Raw genomic sequence first — 22,846 nt, 5'->3', positions numbered from 1 at the left:
ATGGAAACTAAAATATTATTAGTCGAAGATGAAAATAATATAAGAAAGCTTGTTGCCAGCTACCTTGTTAAAGAAGGCTTCCGTGTAGTTGAAGCCGGCGACGGAGAAGAAGCAGTGCAAAAATTTGATAAGGAATATGATTTTTCTCTTATAATACTTGACGTAATGATGCCCAAAATGGACGGCTACCAGGTTGCTTCATATATACGCAAGACCTCGGATGTTCCTATACTTATGCTTACTGCCAGAGATGCGGAAATCGATGAAATAACAGGTTTTAATTCCGGCGCCGACGAATATATTTCAAAACCTTTCAGCCCAAGAATTTTGGTTGCAAGAGTAAAAAATCTTTTAAAACGAACTTCACAGAACAGTATGCAGGATATAGAAGTGGGTGGAATATGCATTAAGTACAGAGAGCGCATTGCTTTAATAGATGGCGAAAAAGCTATTCTCACTCCAAAGGAGTTTGATTTGTTGTACTACCTGATTAATAATAAAAATCTTGTTTTAACAAGAAGCCAGATACTCTCAACAGTATGGGGATGGGATTACTTCGGAGATGACAGAACAGTTGATACTCATATTAAGTGTCTACGTTCAAAAATAGGAAAATATGATAAAAATATAGTAACCGTAAGAAAGATAGGCTATAAATTTGAGTATGAAAATTAATTACTCTGCTGCAATCTTTTCATTATTAATATTGACATAGCCATCATTTCAAATTATAATAAATGCAAATGCGAATTAGTTGCAATTATTTGATTGATAATTAAACTACATATATTTGGAGGTTACTAAATAATGAAAAAATTTTGCAGCCTATTGTTAATAGGGATTCTTATTCTTTCTCTTTTTACCGGTTGTAGCGGAACTCAAGAATTAACCGATTCAGACGATGACGGTAAACTTTTGGTATATGCCAGTTTTTACCCCATGTACGATTTTGCTTCAAAAATCGGTGGAGATAAAATCAAAGCAGTAAATATGGTTCCGGACGGAACAGAACCACATAACTGGGAGCCTACCCCATCGGATATAGTCGGTCTTGAAAAAGCCTCGGTCTTCATATATAACGGAGCAGGTATGGAGCATTGGGTTGGAGATATTCTTGAATCTATACAAAACGACAAGCTTCTTGTAGTTGAAGCCTCTGAAGGCTTGACGTTGCTGGAAGACCACAGTCATGATGAACATTCAGAAAATGAGGATGAGAATCATGAAGATGAGGAACACGACCACGGAGAATTTGACCCTCATGTCTGGCTTGATCCCATGAATGCAAAGGCTGAAATGGAGAAAATTAAAGATGCATTTATACTGGCTGATCCGGATAACAGTGATTATTATGAAGCAAACTATACTAAGTATGCAGCTGAAATAGAGGAGCTGGATAAAGAATTCAGTGATACACTTTCTCCTCTTGAAAATAAGGATATCATCGTAACTCATCAAGCGTTTGGCTATTTGTGTCATGCTTACGGATTAAACCAAGTTCCAGTAGAGGGCATGGCTCCCGATTCTGAACCTGATCCTGCAAGAGTAGCAGAAATCATAGAATTTGCCAAGGAACACCAAGTAAATGTGATTTTTTTTGAAGAGCTGGTAAACCCTAAGGTAGCTGAAGTCATAGCAGATTCTATCGGTGCCGAAACAGATGTCCTGAGCCCCTTGGAAGCTCTCAGCGACGAACAGAGGGAAGCGGGATATGACTATTTTGCTGTTATGAGACAAAACCTGGAATCATTAAAATCAGCTTTAGAATAAGGAGGACAGAATGTCTAAAGTAATAGAAGCCGAAAATTTAAGCTTTAGCTACGGATATGAGCCGATTTTTACAAAAATCGGTTTCTCTGTTTATAGGGGAGACTTTGTAGCTGTTATAGGTTCAAACGGAACCGGAAAAAGTACGCTTATGCGCATAATGTTAGGTGAACTTGCCCCCACTGGTGGACGCATCAAGCTTTTTAATCAGGATGTATCTCACTTTAAGGACTGGCCAAAAGTTGGTTACGTACCTCAATCCGGCATACATTCTGCCGACAGTTTCCCTGCTACTGCTGAGGAAATAGTAACGGCAAATCTTTTTTCACAAATCGGGCTTATGCGATTTCCTAAAAAAAAGCACAGAGATAAAGTTATGCCAGCTCTTGAGCTTGTAGGGATGGAAGCATACTCCAAGCGCATGATCAGTGAGCTTTCCGGCGGACAGCGACAGAGAATAATGCTAGCACGGGTTTTAGTAAACGATCCTGAGATAATGCTGTTAGATGAGCCTACAACAGGAGTAGACACCAGCACAGTAAAATCTTTATATGAATTGCTGTACTCTCTGAACAGAAAAACCGGGCTTACAATTGTAATGATCACTCACGATATAGGCCGGGCATCAAATTATGTATCACGTATTCTATGCCTGGAGGAAGGGTCTCTTGTAGAGCTTGGCAAAGAACAGGTTGCAGAAGAACTTTCTCACAAGCATAAGCATCCCATGCAACATACTCATACTGTACAGAAAGGTAGTGATGGAAATGGCAGCAATTTTAGAATATGAATTTATGAGACGTGCATTTGTTGTTGGAATACTTCTTGCCGTCATTACACCATGCGTGGGTATAATCGTAGTGTTTAAACGTCTTTCCATGATTGGAGATGCGCTGTCACACACGTCTCTAGCCGGTGTGTCCGCAGGTCTGGTAATGAGTATAAATCCCATTCTTGGTTCCCTGCTTGCCTGCATAATTGCTGCGCTGAGTATAGAAGCAATACGAAAGAAAATCCCTAAATATGCCGAAATGTCCATAGCAATTATAATGTCAGCAGGTATAGGTCTTGCTGGCGTTTTATCAGGCTTTGTGAAAAGCTCGGCTAATTTTAACAGCTTCCTGTTTGGCAGCATAGTTGCCATCAGCGACTTTGAAATGATATTGGTAATTATTATAAGCTGTGCAGTAATTTTATCATTTTTCCTTCTGTACAAGGAGCTGTTTTATATTGCTTTTGATGAAAGATCGGCACGTCTTGCAGGCATACCTGTAAAAACCATAAACTTTATTTTTACAATACTTACAGCCGTAACCGTATCTGTTGCCGCGCGTACCGTAGGTGCTCTTATAGTATCATCTCTAATGGTAATACCTGTGGCATGCGCTATGCAGTTTGGTAAAAGCTACAAGCAAACTGTTATATATTCCATTTGCTTTGCGGTTTTTTTTATGATGGCAGGACTTTATACCGCCTATTACCAAAGGCTTAAGCCGGGAGGAACCATTGTTCTTATAGGTGTCGTATGCCTTGTCCTGATTTTAAGCGCAAAAAGCCTTACAGCAGGCCTCAGGCATTGCAAAAAAATTCGTCATTTTAATTAAACTCTTTACAGCAAAAAACAGGAAACTCAGTTTCCTGTTTTTTATTTGGAGAGTTTAAATTAATTATTGAAATTTTCGGGCTTTTCCTTTAAAGTCATTGTTACCTTTTGTTCCTGCCCGTTTCTGATTAATGTAATTTCCGTCTTGTCATTTTCTTTGTATTCATATAAATTTCTCTTTAAGTCGGACATGCTTTCTATCTTATCACCGTCTATTGCAGTAATAACATCGCCTGATTCAATTCCTGCTTCTGATGCCGGAGAATTGCCCATTGTCTCAATTACAACAACTCCGTAATCTGCTGAAACATCAATTCCTAAAGCTGTCTCATATGTTTCCACATCTACTCCAGTAATACCTATATATACCGCGGAAAGCTTGCCGTCCTTAATTATCTGCTCTACTATTGGCTTAGCAATATTGATAGGAATTGAAAATCCAAGTCCCTCTGCCGTGCTCATCTTAGCCGTATTGATTCCAACTACTTCACCTTCGGCATTAAACAATGGACCGCCGCTGTTGCCGGAATTTATTGATGCATCTGTTTGAATCAAAGGCTCAATTACTATTCCGTTTTCAAACTGTATTGATCTGTCCAGCCCGCTCACAATACCCTGTGTAACTGTTCTTTCAAGATCCAAAGTCATCGGATTACCTATGGCTACAACCGGCTCTCCTATCTTAAGAACTTCGGAATCTCCCAAATCAACAGTCGGAAGGCCTGTTCTGTTAATTTTTACTACTGCCAAATCCAGCGCGGTATCATACCACAGAACCTCTCCTACCTCAGTAGTTCCGTCTATCAGTGAGACTGTTATACTTTCATATTCTCCGTCTCCGATTACATGAGAGTTTGTCACAATATATCCGTTGGAATCAACTATGAAACCTGAGCCCATGCTCTGCCCTTTCTGGGTCTGAGGACCAAAGAAAGTGTCATATTGTTTGACAACATCTGTTGTAATTCCCACAACTGTTTTCTGAGCTTTTTCCGCAACCGCAACCGCAAAGTATACATCATCAGTAAGGTTTATGTTAACATCCTGAGCAGTCAAAGCCGAAGTAACGCTGCTTTCCGGGCTTAACTTGCTTGCTGCCATATAGCCTCCATATCCTCCGGCCAGACCTCCTATAAGAGCGGCAACCAACGCCACAGCCACATACCTAAAAAACAAATTTTTCTTTCTTTTTTTCTTTTTAGGTTCTTCCGGAGACGGTATTACAAAATTAATTCCGTTCTCATTACTGTTATATTCCTTGTTATCATAACTGCTATTTTCATTGAATAAGTTTCTTTCATCATCCATAATATTTTCCTCCCATACTTTTAATATATATTATTGATTTCATATTTAGAATTTACCCATTTAATGTGATAGAAATGTGATATTTTTCAAATCTTTAAAATTTATTTATAATTTTTTATAAAACAAATTTTAATAATTAGTACCTTTCTACATTTATATATTACCATTAATTTCTTAATTGAAACTAAAAAATAGCAATCCACTTATAAAAAATTAAAAAGAGCTGCCATCGGCAACTCTTTGTCCCTTATAAACTATAAATATCACTATATAATTAATCTTCATTTTTATCTTTAAAATCAACATTCATATGGACAATGCCGCATACTTCCTCAACAGGTATTGAAAATGACAAACCCTTTCCTTCTCTGTTAAGCCCTGCTTTATTTCTTATGGCATGCATTATTTGTTTTTTATCTTCGCGCTTTGTGAGTATGAGAATTACATCTTTTTCGGGATGTATGGAAATTCCGAAAAACTTTTCTGCTTCATGGATTCCGGTTCCTCTTGCATTAAGAACTGTTCCTCCGGTTGCACCGGCCTCCCTTGCAGCATCCATTACAACGTCGTCAAACCCTCTGTTAACAACTGTAATTATCAAATCAAAATCTATATATGCATCTGTTCTATCTGCCATATACCTACTCCTTTCTATTATCTGCAAGACTGCAGATATACTCTAAAGCCAGAGCACTGTCTATACTGCTTACAGGTATCGTAAAAGCTATGCCGTTTCCCGGTTCGCTCAGATTAAATTTTTCTTTTAGCTTGTTCAATATAATTTTGATGTTTTCTTCGTTGCCCACAGATATAATTATATCCTTTTCAGTACGCCCCAGGCCAAGGTAGTCAAGCATTTCAGATTTTGCTGTCCCCTTACCCAAAAGCATCATATTATATGCAACTTTATTTTCTCTGAATAACTCCGCAAGCTTTTCGCCCTTACCTCTGTCAATTATCGTAACAAGTGTCTTAATTTTGCCGGGCACACATTTATCCTCCACTACTCTGCACCTCCTTCAAAGTCGATGATATCAGAATCGGCTTCTGCTGTTTCTATTATTTCTTCTTCTGCTCGTTTATTTCTGTTCATTTTTATTTTATAAATAACACCTAATATCTGAATCGTTATCAGCGGTGTCATTGCCACCATGGCCACAAGTCCGAATGCATCGGTAAGAACATTACCTCCTGATGCCTTGGATGCTCCCATTGCAAAAGGAAGCATAAACGTGGCCGTCATAGGACCTGATGCAACGCCTCCTGAATCAAAGGCAATTCCCGTAAAAATAGGCGGCACAATAAGAGTAAGAATTAAAGCAGCTGCATATCCCGGTATTATAAAATTCCAGATGCTTATTCCTTCTATAACCCTCAGCATTGCTATGCCCATTGATATACCAACACCGATTGATAAGGAAAACAGCATGACTTTTTTAGATATGGCTCCTCCCGTTACGTCTTCAACCTGCTTGTTAAGCACATGAACTGCAGGTTCAGCCGCAACAATAAAGAATCCGATTACTATTCCTATGGGAATAATGATCCAGTTGTTATCCATAGCCCCAAGCGCACTGCCCAGATAATTTCCTGCGGGCAGGAATCCAACATTTACCCCTGTTAAGAATATTACAAGCCCTATATATGTATATACGATACCTACGGTCATTTTAATCAACTGACTTTTTGGAAGCTTCAAGAATATTAGCTGAAAGATACTAAAAGCTACTACTATAGGTACAAGTGCTACTGCAACTTCTTTGGAATATTCGGGAAAAGCATGTGCAAATGCTTCCAAAGCCTCTCTTAAACTGTTTACATCCTTAACAACTACTTCCGTATAGCTCCCTGATGAATTGTAGACCAAGCCAAGAACTAATACAGACAGAATAGGTCCAACAGAGCAAAGGGCTACAAGACCGAAGCTGTCATCGTGAGCGCTTATTCCTCCACGAACCGCTGCAACACCAAGGCCGAGAGACATTATAAAAGGTACGGTTATAGGTCCCGTAGTCACTCCTCCCGAATCAAAGGCAACCGGTACAAAATCATTAGGTGCAAAATATGCAAGAATAAAAGCTATTGCATAAAAAACTATTAAAATATAAGACAACTTTATTTGAAAAACTATTCTGAGAATTGCAATAACTAAAAATATCCCTACTCCCAAAGCAACTGTGCCTATAATTACCATATTGGGAATGGAATGAACCTGCTCGGCAAGAATCTGAAGATCAGGCTCGGCCACAGTAATCATGAATCCCATAAAAAAGCTTATAATAATAAGTAAAAAAAGCTTTCGCGACTTTGTAAGTTCCGCTCCTATTCTTTCTCCCATTGGCATCATGGAAACATCAGCTCCAAGGGTAAAAAGACCCATACCAAAAATCAGCATAATTGAACCTATGGCAAACAAAATAAGCAATCCTCTTGGCATGGGTGACAATGCAAAATGCAGTATTATAACAATAGCCGTTATCGGAAGCACCGAAGACAGAGATTCTTTAATTTTTTCTAAAAGATTTCTGTTCAATTATCTTCCCCCTTTAAGTTTCAAAAACGTAAGTCTGTTATTAATTATAATTCTATATCAAATAAATTAAAGAGTCAAATAATTAAATTTGTAATTCATATAATATTATTTATGTCTTTTCGTCAATTCTTTTTTTAAATCGTCAATCACAACTCCTTCATTAACCATGAGAACCAATGAGTGATAAATTAAGTCACACATTTCATAAACAAGTTCATCCTTATTTTTATTTTTAGCTCCTATAATTACCTCGCTGGTTTCCTCTCCAACCTTCTTTAAAATTTTATCCAGACCCTTGTCGAACAGATAGTTTGTGTATGATCCTTCCTTGGGGTTATCTCTTCTGTTTATTATTTGGCCGTAAACTTTATTTAGAATAGCCTGATCTGTAACATTCTCCTCATAAACTTTATTGAAAAAACATGAGTACGCACCTGTATGGCACGCATTTCCAATCTGATCCACCTTCATGAGAATGGCATCTCCATCGCAGTCGTAGTAAATGCCCTTCAAATACTGTATGTTTCCAGATGTTTCTCCCTTTCTCCAGAGGCTTTTCCTGCTTCTGGAATAATAGCAGGTTCTTTTTTCCTTTAATGTTATTTCAAGCGCTTCCTTGTTCATATACGCAACCATAAGTACTTCATTTGTTTTATAATCTTGTGCTACAGCTACTACTAGACCGTTGTCGTCAAATTTTATTTCTTCTGATAATTTATTTGTATCCATTTTTCCACCTTATATTTTTGTAATTTAATTTTTATTTATAACCGAATTTCTACTCCGTTTTCCCTTAAATACTTCTTTAAATCCATAATCTTGATTTCACCGAAATGAAATACGGAAGCCGCCAATATACCGTCTGCATCTGAATATTTCACAGCATCAAGAAAATGCTCGTACTTTCCCGCTCCTCCGGAAGCAATAACCGGAACATTCACAGCGTCTGTTATTTTTTTTAAGAGCTCAAGGTCATACCCGCCCTTCATTCCATCTTCGTCAATGCTGTTAACCACAATTTCACCGGCTCCAAGCTCCACTCCTCTTTTTGCCCATTCTACAGCATCCAGCAAAGTTTTCTCTCTTCCGCCCTTAACGTATACGCTCCACGATCCTTCCTCATTCTTTTTCGCATCTATGGATAAGACAACGCACTGATTTCCGAAGCGCTCAGAAGCTTCTTTTATTAATTCGGGGTTTTTCACAGCTGATGAGTTGACAGAAACCTTATCTGCGCCGCTCCTCAAAATATATTTAAAATCTTCAAGGGTAGAAACTCCGCCCCCCACAGAAAAAGGGATGTTTATTTCATTTGCAACTTTTTTTACGAATTCCAGAGATGTTTTTCTTTCCTCATTTGATGCGGTTATATCATAAAATACAAGCTCATCGGCTCCTGAATCACTGTAAAACTTACCGAGCCTGGCCGGATCATCTACATCCTTAATATCTTTAAACTTCGTTCCTTTAACAACCCGTCCGTTTCGCACATCCAGACAGGGAATAATTCTTCTCGCAAGCATAATAATAGCTCCTTTCTGTTATATGTTTACGGCCTTTAATGCCTCTGCAAAGTCCATCCTGTTATCATACAGTGCCTTTCCTATTATGGCTCCGTACATGTTCATGCTGCTTAATTTTTCTATGTCAGCAATTGTGGTGACTCCGCCGGATGCAATTATGTCCAGACCTGTTTTTGATGATAGCTCTTCATACACTCCAAAATTCGGTCCTGAAAGCATTCCATCTTTTGAAATATCGGTATAGACTATAGTTTTAATTCCTATGGACTCCAAAAATTTGCATATATCCACAGAGTCAATATCTCCTACGGACTGCCACCCTCTAGTTGCAACTTTGCCGTTTAAAGCATCTATGGAAACCGCTAGATAATCCTTGTATTTGGCCGCAAGCTCTGTCAAAAGCTGCTGATTTTCTACTGCCATCGTTCCTACTATCACTCTTTTCACGCCCACATCCAGCAAATTTTTAATTCGTTCCTCATCTCTGATTCCCCCGCCGGTCTGCATTGGGATATTGACAGATTTAACAATTTTCTCTATTGATTTTCTGTTTTGAAAGCCTTCATTTTTAGCTCCGTCCAAATCCACAACATGGAGGTATTCGGCTCCCATAGACTCCCACTTTTTAGCCATTTCAACCGGGTCTGACGAATACACATTTACCATGTCGAATTTTCCTTGAGTAAGCCTTACACATTTATTATCCTTTATATCTATTGCGGGAAATAGTATCATAATTTTTCTCCAATCATTAATTTTCTATTATTTCTTTATATGCCTTCAAAATATTGTGACCTGTTTCTCCGCTTTTTTCAGGGTGAAACTGTATTCCGAAAACATTATTGTTTCTGACTATAGCAGGAACTTTCTTCCCGTATTCGGCATATGCAAGCACTTCTGAATTATCTGAAACAGCGTAGTAGGAGTGCACAAAGTAAACATACTCACCCTCATTTATATATTTCAGCACCGGATCCTCACGATTGAACTTCAGATTATTCCATCCCATGTGGGGTATTTTCAAATCTACATCCAGATACTGTATGCTTCCGCTTATTAATCCCAATCCATCATATGTTCCGTATTCATATCCTTTATCATACAGCAGCTGCATTCCCAGGCATATGCCAAGTATATACTTGCCTTTTGCAACCTCCTCCTTAATAACAGAACTTAAATTTGATTCATCAAGAAGTTTTATTGCATCTCTAAATGCACCCACACCCGGTAATATAAGGGATTTTGCATTTCTTATATCTTGCTCACTGCTGCTGATTTTTACATCCAATCCAAGCTTCTCAAAGGCTCTTTGAACTGAAGCTAGATTTCCCATTCCGTAATCTATTATCACATGCATTATAGTACTCCTTTCGTTGACTGCAATTTATCAGAAGTTAAAAATGACGCTTTTTTTAAAGCTCTGCCAAATGCTTTAAATACGGCCTCAATTATATGATGGTCATTTTCTCCGTACATCATCTCTATGTGCAGTGTTGTCAGCGAATTTCCGGAAAAACCTCTGAAAAATTCTTTGAAGTCTTCTGAAGCCATGGTTCCCAACCTGCTGTTATTAAATGCAACATTGTACACAAGGTAAGGCCTTCCGCTGAAATCCACAACCACTCTAGCCATTGCTTCATCCATGGGAACAAACATAAACCCGTACCTTTCAATTCCTTTTTTATCTCCCAGAGCATTTAAAAAAGCCTGCCCCAAAGCAATTCCTATATCTTCTGAGGTGTGATGAGTATCAACGTATAAATCGCCTTTGCACTTTATTTTAAGATCAAAGCTTCCGTGAAAAGCAAACAGCGTGAGCATGTGGTCCAAAAATCCTATGCCTGTATCAATTTCCGCAGTTCCATCGCCGTCAATATTAAGCGCTATTTCAATATCTGTTTCATTTGTTTTGCGTTTTATTGAACCTTTTCTCATTTGCTTCCTCCTGTCAGTTTTTTTATTTCTTCTATCAAAATTGAATTTTCTTCTTTAGTACCAACGGTTATACGATTAAAAACTCCGTTTTTATAATTGAATTTTCTGATTAATACTCCACAGTCCATAAGTTTTTCAAATAAATTATCCACAGGTGATTTAACGAACAAGAAATTTGAACCGGACGGATATACTGTAAAATTCAAGCTTCTTAATGATTCCGCAAGCTCTTCTCTCAAATTTCTAACACTGTTGATATATTCATTGACCCTGTCAATATTTTCTAGTGCCATCTCCGCTGCATATTGGGATAATATGTTGATATTGTACGGAACTTTAACTTTCCATATATATTTGATGGTTTCTGCATTTGCAATCATTGCTCCAACTCGCAGTCCGGCAAGTCCGAATGCTTTTGATAATGTCCTCATCACCACTAAATTTTCATATCTGTCTATTAAATCAATTACCGATATTTCCGAAAAATCTGCATATGCCTCATCTATGATTACAAGAGAATTTTTTACACTGTCCAAAAGTTTTATAATGTCCTCCCTTGAAGTAACATATCCCGTAGGGTTGTTTGGAGTGCAGAGTATCACGATTTTCGGCTTATATAAGTCAACAGTTTCTATTAACTTGTCTATATTCTGGGTATAGTCAATTTCTGTATCGATTCCCACATATTCTGTTCCGCATAAATCACAATATGTCTGATACATGCTGAACGAAGGAACAAAACTTACAACTCTGTCTCCCCTGTCACAGTAGGCATTTATTACAACATTAATCAGCTCGCTTGAACCGTTGCCTGCCATTATATTTTCCGCTCTGCATCCATAGTATGCTGCCATTTTTTCTCTTAGCAGCTTTGAATCGCTGTCGGGATATAAATTGGGCTTAAAATCATCCATTTTAAATCCGCCTTCCAGCAGATAGTTGCTTCCTTCATTTGCATCTAGTTTGACTCTGTAGGGTATGTCATTTACAAAGTATGCCTGTAACTTTTCTACGCTAGGTTTTAGCTTTATCATATTATATCCACCTTTACTTAATATCTGACTTAATTCTCATGACCATTTTTGTTTTCTTACTTTTATGGCGTTCGCATGTCCGGTAAGCCCTTCATTTTCTGCAAATCTCACTATATCATCGGCATTTTCCTTTAAGTCGTTCCTGCTGTAATAAATAAGCGATGTTTTTTTAATGAAATCATCAACGGAAAGAGCCGAAGAAAATTTAGCTGTTGAGCTTGTAGGCAGCGTGTGATTCGTACCCGCAAAGTAATCTCCAACAGGTTCCGGGCTGTATTCTCCTAAGAATATTGCTCCTGCATTTTTTATGCTTTTATATATTTCAAACGGGTTTGAAACAAGAAGCTCCAGATGCTCGGGAGCAATTTCATTTGCAATGTCAATGCACTGTTTTATGCTGTCTGTAACTATTATTGCCCCTTGGTTCTCAAGAGATTTTTTTATAATTTCATTTCTCTCTAATCTGCTTACCTGCTCATCCAGCTGCTGCTGAACCTTGTAAGCAAGGGAATAGGATGTAGTTATTAATATTGATGCTGCCATCTCATCATGCTCAGCCTGAGAAATCATATCTGCCGCAATAAATTCTGGATCTGCATTGCTATCTGCTATTATCAAAATTTCACTGGGGCCTGCAATCATATCTATCCCCACAAACCCAGATACTTTCCTTTTTGCCGCTGCCACATATATATTTCCGGGGCCGGTTATCTTATACACTTTGGGAATTGACTCCGTACCGTATGCCATAGCAGCTATTCCCTGAGCTCCACCAACCTTGAATATTCTGTCTACTCCCGAAATTCTTGCGGCAACAAGTATTGAATCTTTAACTTTACCGTCTTTCTGTGGAGGAGTTATCATTATTATTTCATTTACTCCGGCTATTTTTGCCGGCACGGCGTTCATCAGCACCGTTGAAGGATATGCCGCCTTTCCTCCGGGCACATATATACCTGCTTTTTCAATTGGATTTACCAATTGTCCTAGAATAATGTCCTTTCCTTCAGGTTTGAACTTATATCCTTTTATTTTTTGTTTCATATGATAGTCTTCAATATTTTTCTTTGCTTTTTCAATTGTTGCCATAAGGTCTCTATCAATTGTCTCAAAGGCTTCCGCAATTTCTTCCTGGGTGACTTCCAAATTATCCAAGCTCACATTATCAAATTCAAGGGTATATTTTTTAAGTGCCGCATCTCCGTTAATGCGAACATCTTCCAGTATACATTCAACTGAGCTATAAACATCATTATAATCCTGAGCATTACGGTTTCTTATTTCAGCCAGATAGTTTTCTATATACTTATCATCGATTATCCTTGTCATATACATCCTCTTTTCTTATTAATTCAATAATTTCTTTTATTTCTTTTCTTTTAAATTTATAACTTATTTTGTTGGAAATTATTACACCGCTTATGCCAAACATATCCTCAATCACTTCAAGCCCGTTAGCTTTCAATGTATTTCCCGTTTCTACTATGTCGACTATAACATCGGAAAGACCTAATATAGGTGCAAGTTCTATTGAACCGTTTAATTTAATAACTTTTATTTTTTGACCTCTGCTGTTAAAATATTTTTTGGCCGTATCCGGAAATTTTGTTGCAACTTTTATTATTGTATCGTCCTTAAAAACTTTTTTGCTCTTTATACCGGCAATGGACATTTTACATACTCCTATATTCATTTTATAAAGCTCATAAACGTTGCTTCCGCTTTCCATTATCATGTCCTTACCGGAAATTCCTATGTCGGCAACTCCATTTTCAACATATGTTGTAACGTCTGAATTTTTCAACAGTATAAAATCAATATCTCTTTTTTCGTCTCTGAAAACCAGCTTACGAGACTTTTCATCTATGGATTCTCCCACACCTGCTGACTTCAGCATTTCTATCGCCTGGCTGCCTAATCTTCCCTTGGGTATTGCTATTGTCAAGCTCATTGCTGCTCCTCCTTGTACAAAACCTTTATTAATTCATCAAGCTCCACAGTAAACCCGATTGCAGGTGTTTTGAACCCGTATTGTTCTGTAAATGAATCGTACCTGCCTCCCTTAATAATTTCCTTGTTAGAGCCGTATATATATCCTCTGAATATTATGCCGTCATAATAACTTAGTTCTGAAACCATTGAAAGATCATAGGTTATTTTGTCAGTTGTATTTTTAATATAATCATTTATTGTCCTAAGTTCTTCAATCCCCTGCTCCATAAGATCATTCAAATACAGTCCTTCAAGTTCCGCCATAACCTCGTCGAAGGTTCCTTCCAAATCAAATATATTTAAAAGAGTGCTCATAGGTTCCTTGTATGGCAACTTTGACAGATACTCCTTCAGCTCCTGCTTATTTTTTTGATACAGCAAGTCTAAAATATTATCGTAATCTTCTTTTTTAAAGGAACATGCCTGCATTATTCCCTTAAGAAACTTGCTGTTTCCTATTTCAATCAGGTAATCACTGCTGTACATGTTCATTATCTGTCTGGCTGTGCTTAGAACATATTGATCTGTGCTCTGATTTTTTTCCCCTATTATTTCAACGCCCATTTCTCTGTTTTCCTTTATTCCCGTTCCGTTGTGCTTATAAGTTTTTCCGTAGTAGAAAATTCTCAAATTCATCCCGTACTCCCATCTGGGCATAAATTTGTTTATTATACCTGTGGTTATGTCCGGAGACAGAATCAGAATATCACTGTTGTTGTCCAGCAGCTTCACTGTTGATTTTCTGTCAATTCTTGAATTTACTTCTGTAAATTCATCATATTCTTCAAATATGGATGGCTCTATGTTCATGTATCCTTCATTGAACAAGTAATCCTCTATTTCTTTTCTCAATACATACATTTTCTTAAAATATTTCATTTCATCTTCAATATTTAAAAAGTTCATTCTTTCCTCCCCGCAAATAAAAATCTCACGCAGCTGCATAATTAAAATGCTGCCGTATCATTGAAACCTTGTTATTTAACACTAAAAAAGCCATCTGACTTATATCAGATGGCTTCGCTCATATATTCACCACAGATACAAGTCTCTTTAAAAAACGACTAATAGAGCTTGTATCTGTGAATTTAATTTAAATTAAATCACTTACAAACCCTGCACCTATGATGATGATGTAATTGTACGCATAAAAATGAATTTTTCATAATACACCTCTTTGAATTAAATTGATTATACCCTCATTATTTTTTTATGTCAATAATAATTTTTCATGTTTCTTTATATTTTTTATTTTTTACTTTCACATTTATTTCATTTTACCTTCACTTTTCTAACACATTACAAAGTTAACTTAAATACATAAGGAGGTTTGCTATGAATACCAATTATGTTTTTAAAAGAACTGAGAAAAAATATTTAATCCCCGAAAAAAAGTTCAATTTATTCATAAAACGGATTGATTCGTACATGACAGTTGATAAATATGGAATTCACACAATATGTAATATCTACTACGACACCGATACTTTTGATTTAATACGAAAATCAATAGAAAAGCCTTCCTACAAGGAAAAACTGAGACTAAGAAGTTACGGCATTCCTAATGATAATGACAGTGTGTTTCTCGAACTGAAAAAAAAATATGATCACACCGTTTTTAAAAGAAGGGTCGAGCTTACACTTAAAGAAGCTGAAAACTATCTGGAGCACGGGATTATTCCTGTGGAAAAAAACCAAATACTCAAAGAAATTGATTATTTCACCAAGATGTACAAACCGGATAAAAAAATATTTATTGCATATGACAGAATGGCCTTGTTTGGAAAGGAAGATAAAACCTTAAGAATAACATTTGATATGGACATACGAAGCAGGCTGCACGATTTAAATTTAGGCAGTGGCGATTACGGAAATCCTCTGAAAATCAATGGATTCCTCATGGAAATAAAAATACCCGGTTCACTTCCATTATGGCTTGCAAATATACTTTCCCAGCTGAAAATATATCCGGTTTCATTTTCAAAATACGGAACAATTTACAAGGATATAGTAAAAGAAAACTATATAGAATTGTTTGACTACAACAAATCAAATAATTCAACAGATATACGGAGGAAAGATAAATGTTTACAAGTATCTTAAATACAACAACCATAGAAACACTTTCGGCATCTAATGCCATGATATGCACGGCAGTATCACTGATGCTGGGCTTAATAATTTCCCTTACATACATGTCAGGGAAATTATATTCAAAAAACTTTATAAGCACGCTGGTAATAATGCCGGTACTTGTACAAATAGTAATTATGCTGGTTAACGGCAATCTGGGAACAGGCGTTGCCGTAATGGGAGCATTCAGTCTCGTCAGGTTTCGATCCGTGCCGGGAAGCTCAAAAGAAATAATCTTTATATTTTTTGCAATGGCCGTAGGCATAGCCACAGGTATGGGATATATTACATTTTCCATAGCCGTCACGTTAATTGTATGCCTTGTTTTCCTAATTCTCAGCAAGACATCCTTCGGCGAAAGCAAAATATATGATAGAAACCTTAAAATTACAATACCTGAAGATTTAGATTACACACATGTATTTGATGATTTATTTGAAAAATATACAAAGACAGTAAATCTGGAAAAAGTAAAAACAACAAATTTAGGAAGCATGCTTGAACTTCATTACAATGTATCTATTAATAATCCTGATGAAGAGAAAAATTTCATCGATGATTTAAGATGCCGAAACGGAAACCTTACAATAGTTTTAAGCAGGTATTCATCTCAATATGACGAATTATAGGAGGAAGTATGAAAAAAATAATCGCGCTCATTCTTTGTACTGCACTGCTTGCATCCTGCAGCGCAAATCAAAGCACTGAAAGTGGTACGGCAAATAATGTTGAGAACTCAAATGTTCAACTTAACATAAAAACAATGTCCAATAACATTGTCGAATACGAAGAAAATGATTTTTACACTGATTGGGAGGATGAAAATCCAATTTATATTACTTTAAATGATTCATCGGCAGAAGTAGAAGGTAACGGTGCCGAAGTAAATGGAAATATAATAACCGTTAAATCACCCGGGACATTCGTTATAAGCGGAAAGCTTGATGACGGACAGATAATAGTTGATTCCGAAAGCGACAATGCAGTAAGGCTTGTATTGAACAGCGCCGAAATAAACTGTTCCGATAATTCTCCGGTTTATATAAAAAATTCCGGAAAAACAATTATATCTCTGGCGGAAAATACAGAAAACACCGTAACCGACGGCAGCACATACAACATATCTAGTGAAGAAGATGAGCCAGACGCTGCCATTTTCAGCAAAAGTGACCTTACAATCAACGGCCCTGGCTCATTGACAGTAAATGCTAATTACAATAACGGTATTAAAGGTAAAGATAACTTAATAATAACCGGCGGAAACATTGCTGTTAATTCAGTTGATGACGGACTTACAGGACGTGATCTGCTTGCAGTGTCAGATGCAGATATAACAATAACTTCACAGGGAGATGGAATTAAGTCTACAAATGATGAGGATGAAGCCCTGGGAAATATAGTCCTGCAAAGTGGAAATCTTGTTATTTCTTCAGGCGCTAAGGGTATGGAAGCAGAAAATATAATAACTGTAATTGAAGGTAAATTTACAATAACTTCAACAGATGATTCACTGCATTCAAATAAAAGTATCGATATATCAGGCGGCGAATTTGATATAACCTCTGAAGATGACGGAATACATGCAGATTCATCGATTAATATAGATGGAGGAACAATAAACATATTAAAGTCCTATGAGGGAATTGAAAGTGCAAATATAAATATTTCAGACGGTACAATAAAAATTAAGTCATCGGATGATGGCATAAATGTTGCTGGCGGAAACGACGGTTCTTCAATAAACGGCAGAACATCTCAGAGTTCATTTTCATCTGAAGAAAATTATAGTTTGAATATTTTAGGCGGATCAATTTATGTTGATGCCTCCGGAGATGGGCTGGATGCTAACGGTTCAATTTACATGAGCGGCGGAACAGTAATAGTAAACGGTCCGGTGTCAAACGGAAACGGTGCACTGGACTACGATCAGAAATTTGAAATTTCAGGAGGTCTGCTGATTGCAGCCGGAAGCGCTGGAATGGCTCAATCTCCATCAGATAGTTCTTCTCAAAGTTCCGTTATTATTAACTACTCGCAAATACAAAATGGCGGAACAATAGCTAATATTTCTGACGAAGACGGAAACAGCATAGTTACATTTGCGCCAAGCAAAAATTATCAGACATTCTTGGTAAGTTCGCCGGATATTGAACTGAATTCAGCGTACCAGCTGTATACGGGAGGCTCGTCCACTGAAACTGATGATTATGGTCTTTCTATAAACGGAACATATACAAACGGAACTAAATCAGCTGATTTTACAGTTTCTAAATCTGTGTTGTCTATAACAGAAACAGGAGAAGAATCCACAGGAACATTCATGCCCGGACAAAGAGGCGCAGGAGGAAAAGGAAGAGGTATGGGCCCTGAAATGAACGGCACAGGTGAAAATTACAGACCTGAAGCACCAGGCAACTTCGAAGGAGATATCCCTGAAATGCCTCAAAACATGCCTGACTTCGAAAACCAAATGCCTACTGACACAACAGAAAATTAAACATAATTAAAAACAGAAGTATACTCGATGTACTTCTGTTTTTTTATCAGCTCACTTTAATCAAATATTTCTTTACCATTTTTACGGGATGGTATGACCGCTTTGCTTTTCTAAGTCCTAAATTTCCCGTATCTTCCTGCCTGTTTACAAATTCTATGTCGCCAAAGCTCTCCATCAAGAATTGCCTGTTTAAAAATGCGTATACACCTTTATAAATCACTTCTCCTCTTTCCACATGTATAACAGCCATTTTGTCATTGACCTTTTCTCCTACAGCAAACCCTGCTAGATTTCCGTCCACATATATTGCAATTGATTTTAAATCAAAAAAATGCAACTCGCTGAACAAGTCCTTGATTGCATCAATTTCCATAAGCATTTCTTTATCAACTGTTACGGCCACTTCTTCGTGCCACCTATGCAAAAGCTCAAGACAATCTTTTATTACCTTTTCATTATCTATTTTTTTAATTTCATATTCGTATGATTTTCTAAAAGAATTGACATGATTCTTTTTTCCGTGATACTTCTTTCCTCTCAGCTCTATCAAGTCTGCTGTATTATACACATACTCAAAATCATTTACATCCTCAATTGCTTCTATTTTAAAATCTGTGTATTTTTTCAAATCCTCAATAAACTTTTCATCTACATCACCGAAAAGATAGTTTCTGTCTGTATAATTTTCATTTCTCTCAATAAGCTTATCTATAAGATCCGTTAAATTTTCTTTTTCATATTTTAATGGCTGGGCATAGAATGTACCCTTGCCTTCCTCATTTTTTTCTATAACCAATGCGTCATTAATTACTGCATATTTGACATTATTAAGCTTTCTCCACATATAAAGTGAAGAAAACAAGTACTCGTATGACTCAATGTTTTCCTTATCTATATATTGTTCAATTACATCTTTGTCATCAAGAAACAGACATTTAAAATTTATAATAACAATCACTCCCATTAATTAATAATATATATAGAATAACCATCAGCATTTAATATAATTACCCTTTATCCATTATTAATAAACATTTTTTATATATTATACTAACACATAATTATAAAGTTTCAACATCTTTATCACTAATAAACTTATTTTTTAAAGTTACTTGACAATTTAAAGTAACTATGCTATTTTATTTTTATACTAACTAACATATGGGGGATGCCATGAATTTTATACTTGTTTTTCTGGAAGGTTTTTTATCATTTTTCTCACCCTGCGTATTGCCTCTGATACCTGTCTACATAAGCTATCTTGCAGGCAACGGGAAAAAAATCAGTTCTGACGGGACTGTATTGTACGAAAGAAAAACTGTATTTACAAATACATTTGCTTTTGTTTTGGGAATCTCAAGTGTATTTTTTATTTTGGGATTGTCTTTTTCTGCTTTGGGAACATTTTTTAACAAAAACCGAATCTTATTCAGCCATATAGGAGGCATAGTAATCATTATTATGGGACTTGTTCAGCTGGATTTAATAAAACTTAATTTTCTTAAATCCGAAAGAAGATTTCACATGAATTTATCTGATATAAAAATGAATCCTGTCATAGCTTTTTTCATGGGATTCACATTCAGTTTTGCATGGACTCCGTGCGTAGGTCCGGCTCTATCCTCAGTGTTGATAATGGCATCAAATTCCGGCAGTGTTTTTTACGGTAACATGCTGGTATTATTATATACTCTGGGATTTATAATACCTTTTATAATGTTGGGGCTATTTACGTCTGAAGCATTGAATTTTTTCAAAAAGAAAAGGAATATGGTCAAATATACAATCAAAGCAGGAGGAATCATATTAATTATAATAGGTATTATGACATTTACCGGTTCACTCGCGGATATAAGCAAATTACTTGCTTTTTAATAAAATTTATTTTATTTGTTTATAATTAAAATTATCATATGAGCAAATAATAAATGTACTACGAATTACAAGGAGAAAAAATGAAAATTCAATATAATTTACCCTGTAATATAGCTCAGACGCTTAATATAATCGGCGATAAATGGTCGCTTCTCATACTACACAGAATATTTATAGGATGCGAAACATACAAAGATATACAAGAAGGACTTGAAGGAATCGCTACAAATTTGCTGTCAGAACGGCTTAAAAGCATGGAAGCTGATGATCTTATATCCAGAGAGCTTTACCAGGATCATCCTCCAAGATATAAATACACCCTGACAGAAAAAGGTATGGATTTAGTTGATGTCTTTAACAGTCTGATGCTGTGGGGAGAAAAACATCTGAACAAATGCTATAAAAAGCTGGTTCACAAAAATTGCGGAGGCAGTATAGAGCACAGATACTACTGCACCGAGTGTAATAAAAATGTTGATGCAATAGAACTGGACGTAACAGATCCAGAATAATAGGAGAAAATATATGGTAGATATTTTAATAGTAGGTGCCGGGCCGGCAGGTTTATCGGCAGCTGTAAATGCGGTAACAAGAGGAAAGACCGTACGCATTTTCAATAATAAAGAAAACTATTTGTCAAAGGCAGAAAGAGTTGACAACCACCTAGGATTTTACAACATCAGTGGAAAAGATTTAATGAATAAGTTTAACGAACACGCAGAAGCTATGAATATAAAAATCGAGGAAGGAAAAGTTGTAAACATCCTTCCAATGGGCGAAAGTTTCATGGTAAATATAAACGGAGAAATTGAAGAAGCAAAAAAAGTAATACTTGCAATGGGAATATCAAAAGTTAAAGAACTTCCCGGTGAAGGAAAACTGCTGGGCATGGGAGTAAGCTACTGTGCAACCTGCGACGGTATGCTTTACAGAAATAAAAATGCTGTCGTATGGGATCAATCCAAAGATGCCCTTGAAGAGGCAAATTATTTAAGCAGCATAGGTGTCAATGTTACATTTGTTTCAAAAAATCCACGTTCTGAACATTTAAATAAAAGCATAAAATATTATAATGGCGCTCTTACAAAAATTATAGGCGAAGATGTGGTGGAAGCCGTTATTGCAGGTCAAGAAAAAATAGCATCTGAAGCGGTATTTATGCTGCGAGATGCAGTTGCGCCTACAGCACTTATTGACGGATTAGAAACAGAAGGAAACTTTATAGCAGTTGACAGAAACATGGAAACAAACATAAGCGGTGTATATGCAACAGGGGATATAACAGGTAAGCCGCTGCAGCTTTCAAAGGCAGTGAGTGAGGGTTTAATCGCTGCACAGCATGCAGCTTTACAAATAGATAAAATTAAGGAGAATTAAAATGGCAGAACAAATAAAATACGTAAAAAACACTAAGGAATTTGATGATTTACTTGCAAAAGAAAAATATGTACTGGTAGATTTCTGGGCTACTTGGTGCGCACCATGCAGAATGATTGCACCGGTAATAGAAAAATTATCAGAACAATATGACGGAAAAATAACTGTTGCAAAGGTTGATGTGGATCAGCAGCAGGAGCTTTCAATCCGCTATGGAATTCAAAGCATTCCGACAGTGATTCTATATAAAGAAGGAAAAATAGCAGCAAAAGAAATAGGTGTCAAACCTATGGCTTCTTTCACAAAAATGCTTGACAGTCACATAGCTTAATAAAAAAGTGGAACGACATCATTAAAATATTGTCGTTCCTTATTTTTTTTACCAATAACTTTTTTATATTAAATTTTCAGCCATATCAACCAGTTCTTCGGACATTCCGGACAAGGATTGAATTGATGTGCTTATTTCCTCGGTTGATGCAGTTATTTGAGCCAGCGTTGAAGAAAGTTCTTGACTTTGTTTGCTGACCTTCTCATTTTCAGATTTTAGTTTTTCCAATATATCATTTATTTTTTTAGTAGAACTTGAGCTGTTTTCAGCCAACTGGCTGATTTCATTTGCCACTACATTGAAGCCTTTTCCCGCATCCCCTGCACGGGCAGCTTCAATTGCTGCATTAAGACCTAACAGCTTAGTCTGCCTTGATATATTGTAAACCGCATCAACAATTTTATCGGTTTCCTTAACGGATTGAAGGTTTACTTTAGAAATGCTTTCCATTTGGCAGCTTAATCCACCTACCTTCTCTAATCCTGATGCGTTGTCAGTTACAGATGTTGTAATTTGTTCTATAATTGAAGATAAATTCTGAGCCATACTGACCAGCTTTTCTTTAGAATCTAACGATTCTGCAACTACTACACATCCAATAACTACACTATCATCAAATAATGGTACTGCTCTTCCCATGTACGGTATGCCATATAATTCACGCGGAACCTGTCTTATAATAGGCCTTTTTAATTTCATAGCTTCAAAGGCAACTGCACCTTCTTTAAGTATGTCTCCTTCATATACATCAAACCTAATAGTCTTGCCAGGTTTTATTGCAATAATTTTTTCCGTGTCACATACAGTAATATTAAAATCCGCTGTCACTAATTTTTGAAAAATACCTATAAACTCTCCCAATATTTCTAAATGTTCTTTTTTCATTTACCCTCCCAAATACATTATATGTGTATACGTTTTCATGCATTAAATATCGA

The 22,846-nt window shown here is 36.6% G+C and carries 26 protein-coding genes; 11 read left to right on the top strand and 15 right to left on the bottom strand.

Annotated elements, in window-relative coordinates; all coding sequences use genetic code 11:
• From RBQ61_RS03640 to RBQ61_RS03625, 4 genes are all read left to right on the top strand, one after another.
• The gene (locus RBQ61_RS03640) at positions 1-675 is read left to right on the top strand and encodes a response regulator transcription factor (RefSeq protein ID WP_308139164.1); all 675 of its coding nucleotides are present in this window, start codon (positions 1-3) and stop codon (positions 673-675) included.
• A gap of 132 nt (positions 676-807) precedes the next feature.
• Positions 808-1,770, top strand: coding sequence for a metal ABC transporter substrate-binding protein (locus RBQ61_RS03635; protein WP_308139163.1), 963 nt, complete (start codon positions 808-810; stop codon positions 1,768-1,770).
• A 10-nt stretch (positions 1,771-1,780) separates the two neighbouring features.
• Entirely contained in the window at positions 1,781-2,557 is a 777-nt protein-coding gene (locus tag RBQ61_RS03630; protein WP_308139162.1) for a metal ABC transporter ATP-binding protein, read from the top strand.
• Positions 2,529-3,371: a metal ABC transporter permease gene (locus RBQ61_RS03625; RefSeq protein WP_308139161.1), complete on the top strand. Its 843-nt coding sequence runs from the start codon at positions 2,529-2,531 to the stop codon at positions 3,369-3,371. Before RBQ61_RS03630 ends, RBQ61_RS03625 begins: the two co-directional genes overlap by 29 nt.
• Before the next feature lie 59 nt (positions 3,372-3,430).
• Here the strand turns inward: RBQ61_RS03625 and RBQ61_RS03620 are convergent, their stop codons facing one another.
• From RBQ61_RS03620 to RBQ61_RS03560, 13 genes are all read right to left on the bottom strand, one after another.
• Positions 3,431-4,678 (bottom strand): S1C family serine protease, encoded by a 1,248-nt coding sequence (locus RBQ61_RS03620; RefSeq protein WP_308139160.1) that lies wholly within the window; start codon positions 4,676-4,678, stop codon positions 3,431-3,433.
• A gap of 274 nt (positions 4,679-4,952) precedes the next feature.
• On the bottom strand, positions 4,953-5,315 hold the full coding sequence (locus tag RBQ61_RS03615) for a P-II family nitrogen regulator (protein ID WP_308139159.1): 363 nt from the start codon (positions 5,313-5,315) through the stop codon (positions 4,953-4,955).
• 4 nt (positions 5,316-5,319) lie between these two features.
• Positions 5,320-5,682, bottom strand: a complete 363-nt coding sequence (locus RBQ61_RS03610; protein ID WP_308139158.1) for a hypothetical protein — start codon at positions 5,680-5,682, stop codon at positions 5,320-5,322.
• Positions 5,682-7,211, bottom strand: coding sequence for a DUF1538 domain-containing protein (locus tag RBQ61_RS03605; RefSeq protein WP_308139157.1), 1,530 nt, complete (start codon positions 7,209-7,211; stop codon positions 5,682-5,684). The genes RBQ61_RS03610 and RBQ61_RS03605 overlap by 1 nt, the downstream gene beginning before the upstream one ends.
• A gap of 105 nt (positions 7,212-7,316) precedes the next feature.
• Positions 7,317-7,940: a bifunctional phosphoribosyl-AMP cyclohydrolase/phosphoribosyl-ATP diphosphatase HisIE gene (gene hisIE, locus RBQ61_RS03600; RefSeq protein ID WP_308139156.1), complete on the bottom strand. Its 624-nt coding sequence runs from the start codon at positions 7,938-7,940 to the stop codon at positions 7,317-7,319.
• 35 nt (positions 7,941-7,975) lie between these two features.
• Positions 7,976-8,734, bottom strand: a complete 759-nt coding sequence (hisF, locus tag RBQ61_RS03595; RefSeq protein ID WP_213924066.1) for an imidazole glycerol phosphate synthase subunit HisF — start codon at positions 8,732-8,734, stop codon at positions 7,976-7,978.
• Positions 8,735-8,752: 18 nt separating this feature from the next.
• The gene (hisA, locus tag RBQ61_RS03590) at positions 8,753-9,469 is read right to left on the bottom strand and encodes a 1-(5-phosphoribosyl)-5-[(5-phosphoribosylamino)methylideneamino]imidazole-4-carboxamide isomerase (RefSeq protein WP_308139155.1); all 717 of its coding nucleotides are present in this window, start codon (positions 9,467-9,469) and stop codon (positions 8,753-8,755) included.
• Between the two features lie 16 nt (positions 9,470-9,485).
• Complete coding sequence (gene hisH, locus RBQ61_RS03585; RefSeq protein WP_308139154.1) at positions 9,486-10,091, bottom strand: imidazole glycerol phosphate synthase subunit HisH; 606 nt, start codon at positions 10,089-10,091, stop codon at positions 9,486-9,488.
• Positions 10,091-10,669 carry an imidazoleglycerol-phosphate dehydratase HisB gene (gene hisB / locus RBQ61_RS03580; protein WP_308139153.1) on the bottom strand — a complete coding sequence of 193 codons (579 nt, stop codon included), beginning with the start codon at positions 10,667-10,669 and terminating at the stop codon, positions 10,091-10,093. The genes hisH and hisB overlap by 1 nt, the downstream gene beginning before the upstream one ends.
• On the bottom strand, positions 10,666-11,703 hold the full coding sequence (hisC, locus tag RBQ61_RS03575) for a histidinol-phosphate transaminase (protein WP_308139152.1): 1,038 nt from the start codon (positions 11,701-11,703) through the stop codon (positions 10,666-10,668). The genes hisB and hisC overlap by 4 nt, the downstream gene beginning before the upstream one ends.
• Positions 11,704-11,739: 36 nt before the next feature.
• Positions 11,740-13,032, bottom strand: coding sequence for a histidinol dehydrogenase (hisD, locus tag RBQ61_RS03570; protein ID WP_308139151.1), 1,293 nt, complete (start codon positions 13,030-13,032; stop codon positions 11,740-11,742).
• On the bottom strand, positions 13,013-13,654 hold the full coding sequence (gene hisG, locus RBQ61_RS03565; RefSeq protein ID WP_213924072.1) for an ATP phosphoribosyltransferase: 642 nt from the start codon (positions 13,652-13,654) through the stop codon (positions 13,013-13,015). The genes hisD and hisG overlap by 20 nt, the downstream gene beginning before the upstream one ends.
• A complete protein-coding gene (locus tag RBQ61_RS03560) occupies positions 13,651-14,601 on the bottom strand; it encodes an ATP phosphoribosyltransferase regulatory subunit (RefSeq protein WP_308139150.1) in 951 nt (316 codons plus the stop codon). Before RBQ61_RS03560 ends, hisG begins: the two co-directional genes overlap by 4 nt.
• Before the next feature lie 429 nt (positions 14,602-15,030).
• Here RBQ61_RS03560 and RBQ61_RS03555 point away from each other — a divergent pair, with 429 nt between their 5' ends.
• From RBQ61_RS03555 to RBQ61_RS03545, 3 genes are read left to right on the top strand one after another with little or no spacing between them, the layout of a single operon-like run.
• Entirely contained in the window at positions 15,031-15,798 is a 768-nt protein-coding gene (locus tag RBQ61_RS03555) for a polyphosphate polymerase domain-containing protein (protein WP_308139149.1), read from the top strand.
• Positions 15,780-16,457: a DUF4956 domain-containing protein gene (locus tag RBQ61_RS03550; RefSeq protein WP_308139148.1), complete on the top strand. Its 678-nt coding sequence runs from the start codon at positions 15,780-15,782 to the stop codon at positions 16,455-16,457. The genes RBQ61_RS03555 and RBQ61_RS03550 overlap by 19 nt, the downstream gene beginning before the upstream one ends.
• Before the next feature lie 8 nt (positions 16,458-16,465).
• Positions 16,466-18,325, top strand: coding sequence for a carbohydrate-binding domain-containing protein (locus RBQ61_RS03545; RefSeq protein ID WP_308139147.1), 1,860 nt, complete (start codon positions 16,466-16,468; stop codon positions 18,323-18,325).
• A 46-nt stretch (positions 18,326-18,371) separates the two neighbouring features.
• Here RBQ61_RS03545 and RBQ61_RS03540 read toward each other — a convergent pair whose 3' ends face one another.
• A complete protein-coding gene (locus RBQ61_RS03540; protein ID WP_308139146.1) occupies positions 18,372-19,289 on the bottom strand; it encodes a DUF2156 domain-containing protein in 918 nt (305 codons plus the stop codon).
• A 209-nt stretch (positions 19,290-19,498) separates the two neighbouring features.
• Between RBQ61_RS03540 and RBQ61_RS03535 the strand changes: the two genes are divergently transcribed.
• The 4 genes from RBQ61_RS03535 to trxA all read left to right on the top strand — a co-directional run bounded on the left by RBQ61_RS03535 (position 19,499) and on the right by trxA (position 21,908).
• Positions 19,499-20,200, top strand: coding sequence for a cytochrome c biogenesis CcdA family protein (locus RBQ61_RS03535; protein WP_308139145.1), 702 nt, complete (start codon positions 19,499-19,501; stop codon positions 20,198-20,200).
• A gap of 80 nt (positions 20,201-20,280) precedes the next feature.
• The gene (locus tag RBQ61_RS03530; RefSeq protein WP_308139144.1) at positions 20,281-20,712 is read left to right on the top strand and encodes a helix-turn-helix domain-containing protein; all 432 of its coding nucleotides are present in this window, start codon (positions 20,281-20,283) and stop codon (positions 20,710-20,712) included.
• Positions 20,713-20,725: 13 nt separating this feature from the next.
• Positions 20,726-21,577 (top strand): NAD(P)/FAD-dependent oxidoreductase, encoded by an 852-nt coding sequence (locus RBQ61_RS03525; protein WP_308139143.1) that lies wholly within the window; start codon positions 20,726-20,728, stop codon positions 21,575-21,577.
• A gap of 1 nt (position 21,578) precedes the next feature.
• The gene (gene trxA, locus RBQ61_RS03520) at positions 21,579-21,908 is read left to right on the top strand and encodes a thioredoxin (protein WP_308139142.1); all 330 of its coding nucleotides are present in this window, start codon (positions 21,579-21,581) and stop codon (positions 21,906-21,908) included.
• Between the two features lie 63 nt (positions 21,909-21,971).
• On the opposite strand, the gene RBQ61_RS03515 is transcribed toward trxA, so the two are convergent.
• A complete protein-coding gene (locus RBQ61_RS03515) occupies positions 21,972-22,793 on the bottom strand; it encodes a methyl-accepting chemotaxis protein (RefSeq protein WP_308139141.1) in 822 nt (273 codons plus the stop codon).
• Positions 22,794-22,846 lie beyond the last annotated feature (53 nt).

This window comes from Sedimentibacter sp. MB35-C1 (assembly GCF_030913635.1).
Taxonomy (GTDB): Bacteria; Bacillota; Clostridia; order Tissierellales; family Sedimentibacteraceae; genus Sedimentibacter.
Note: the sequence above shows the minus strand (reverse complement) of the source record. Positions and strands in the feature narration are given on the sequence as shown.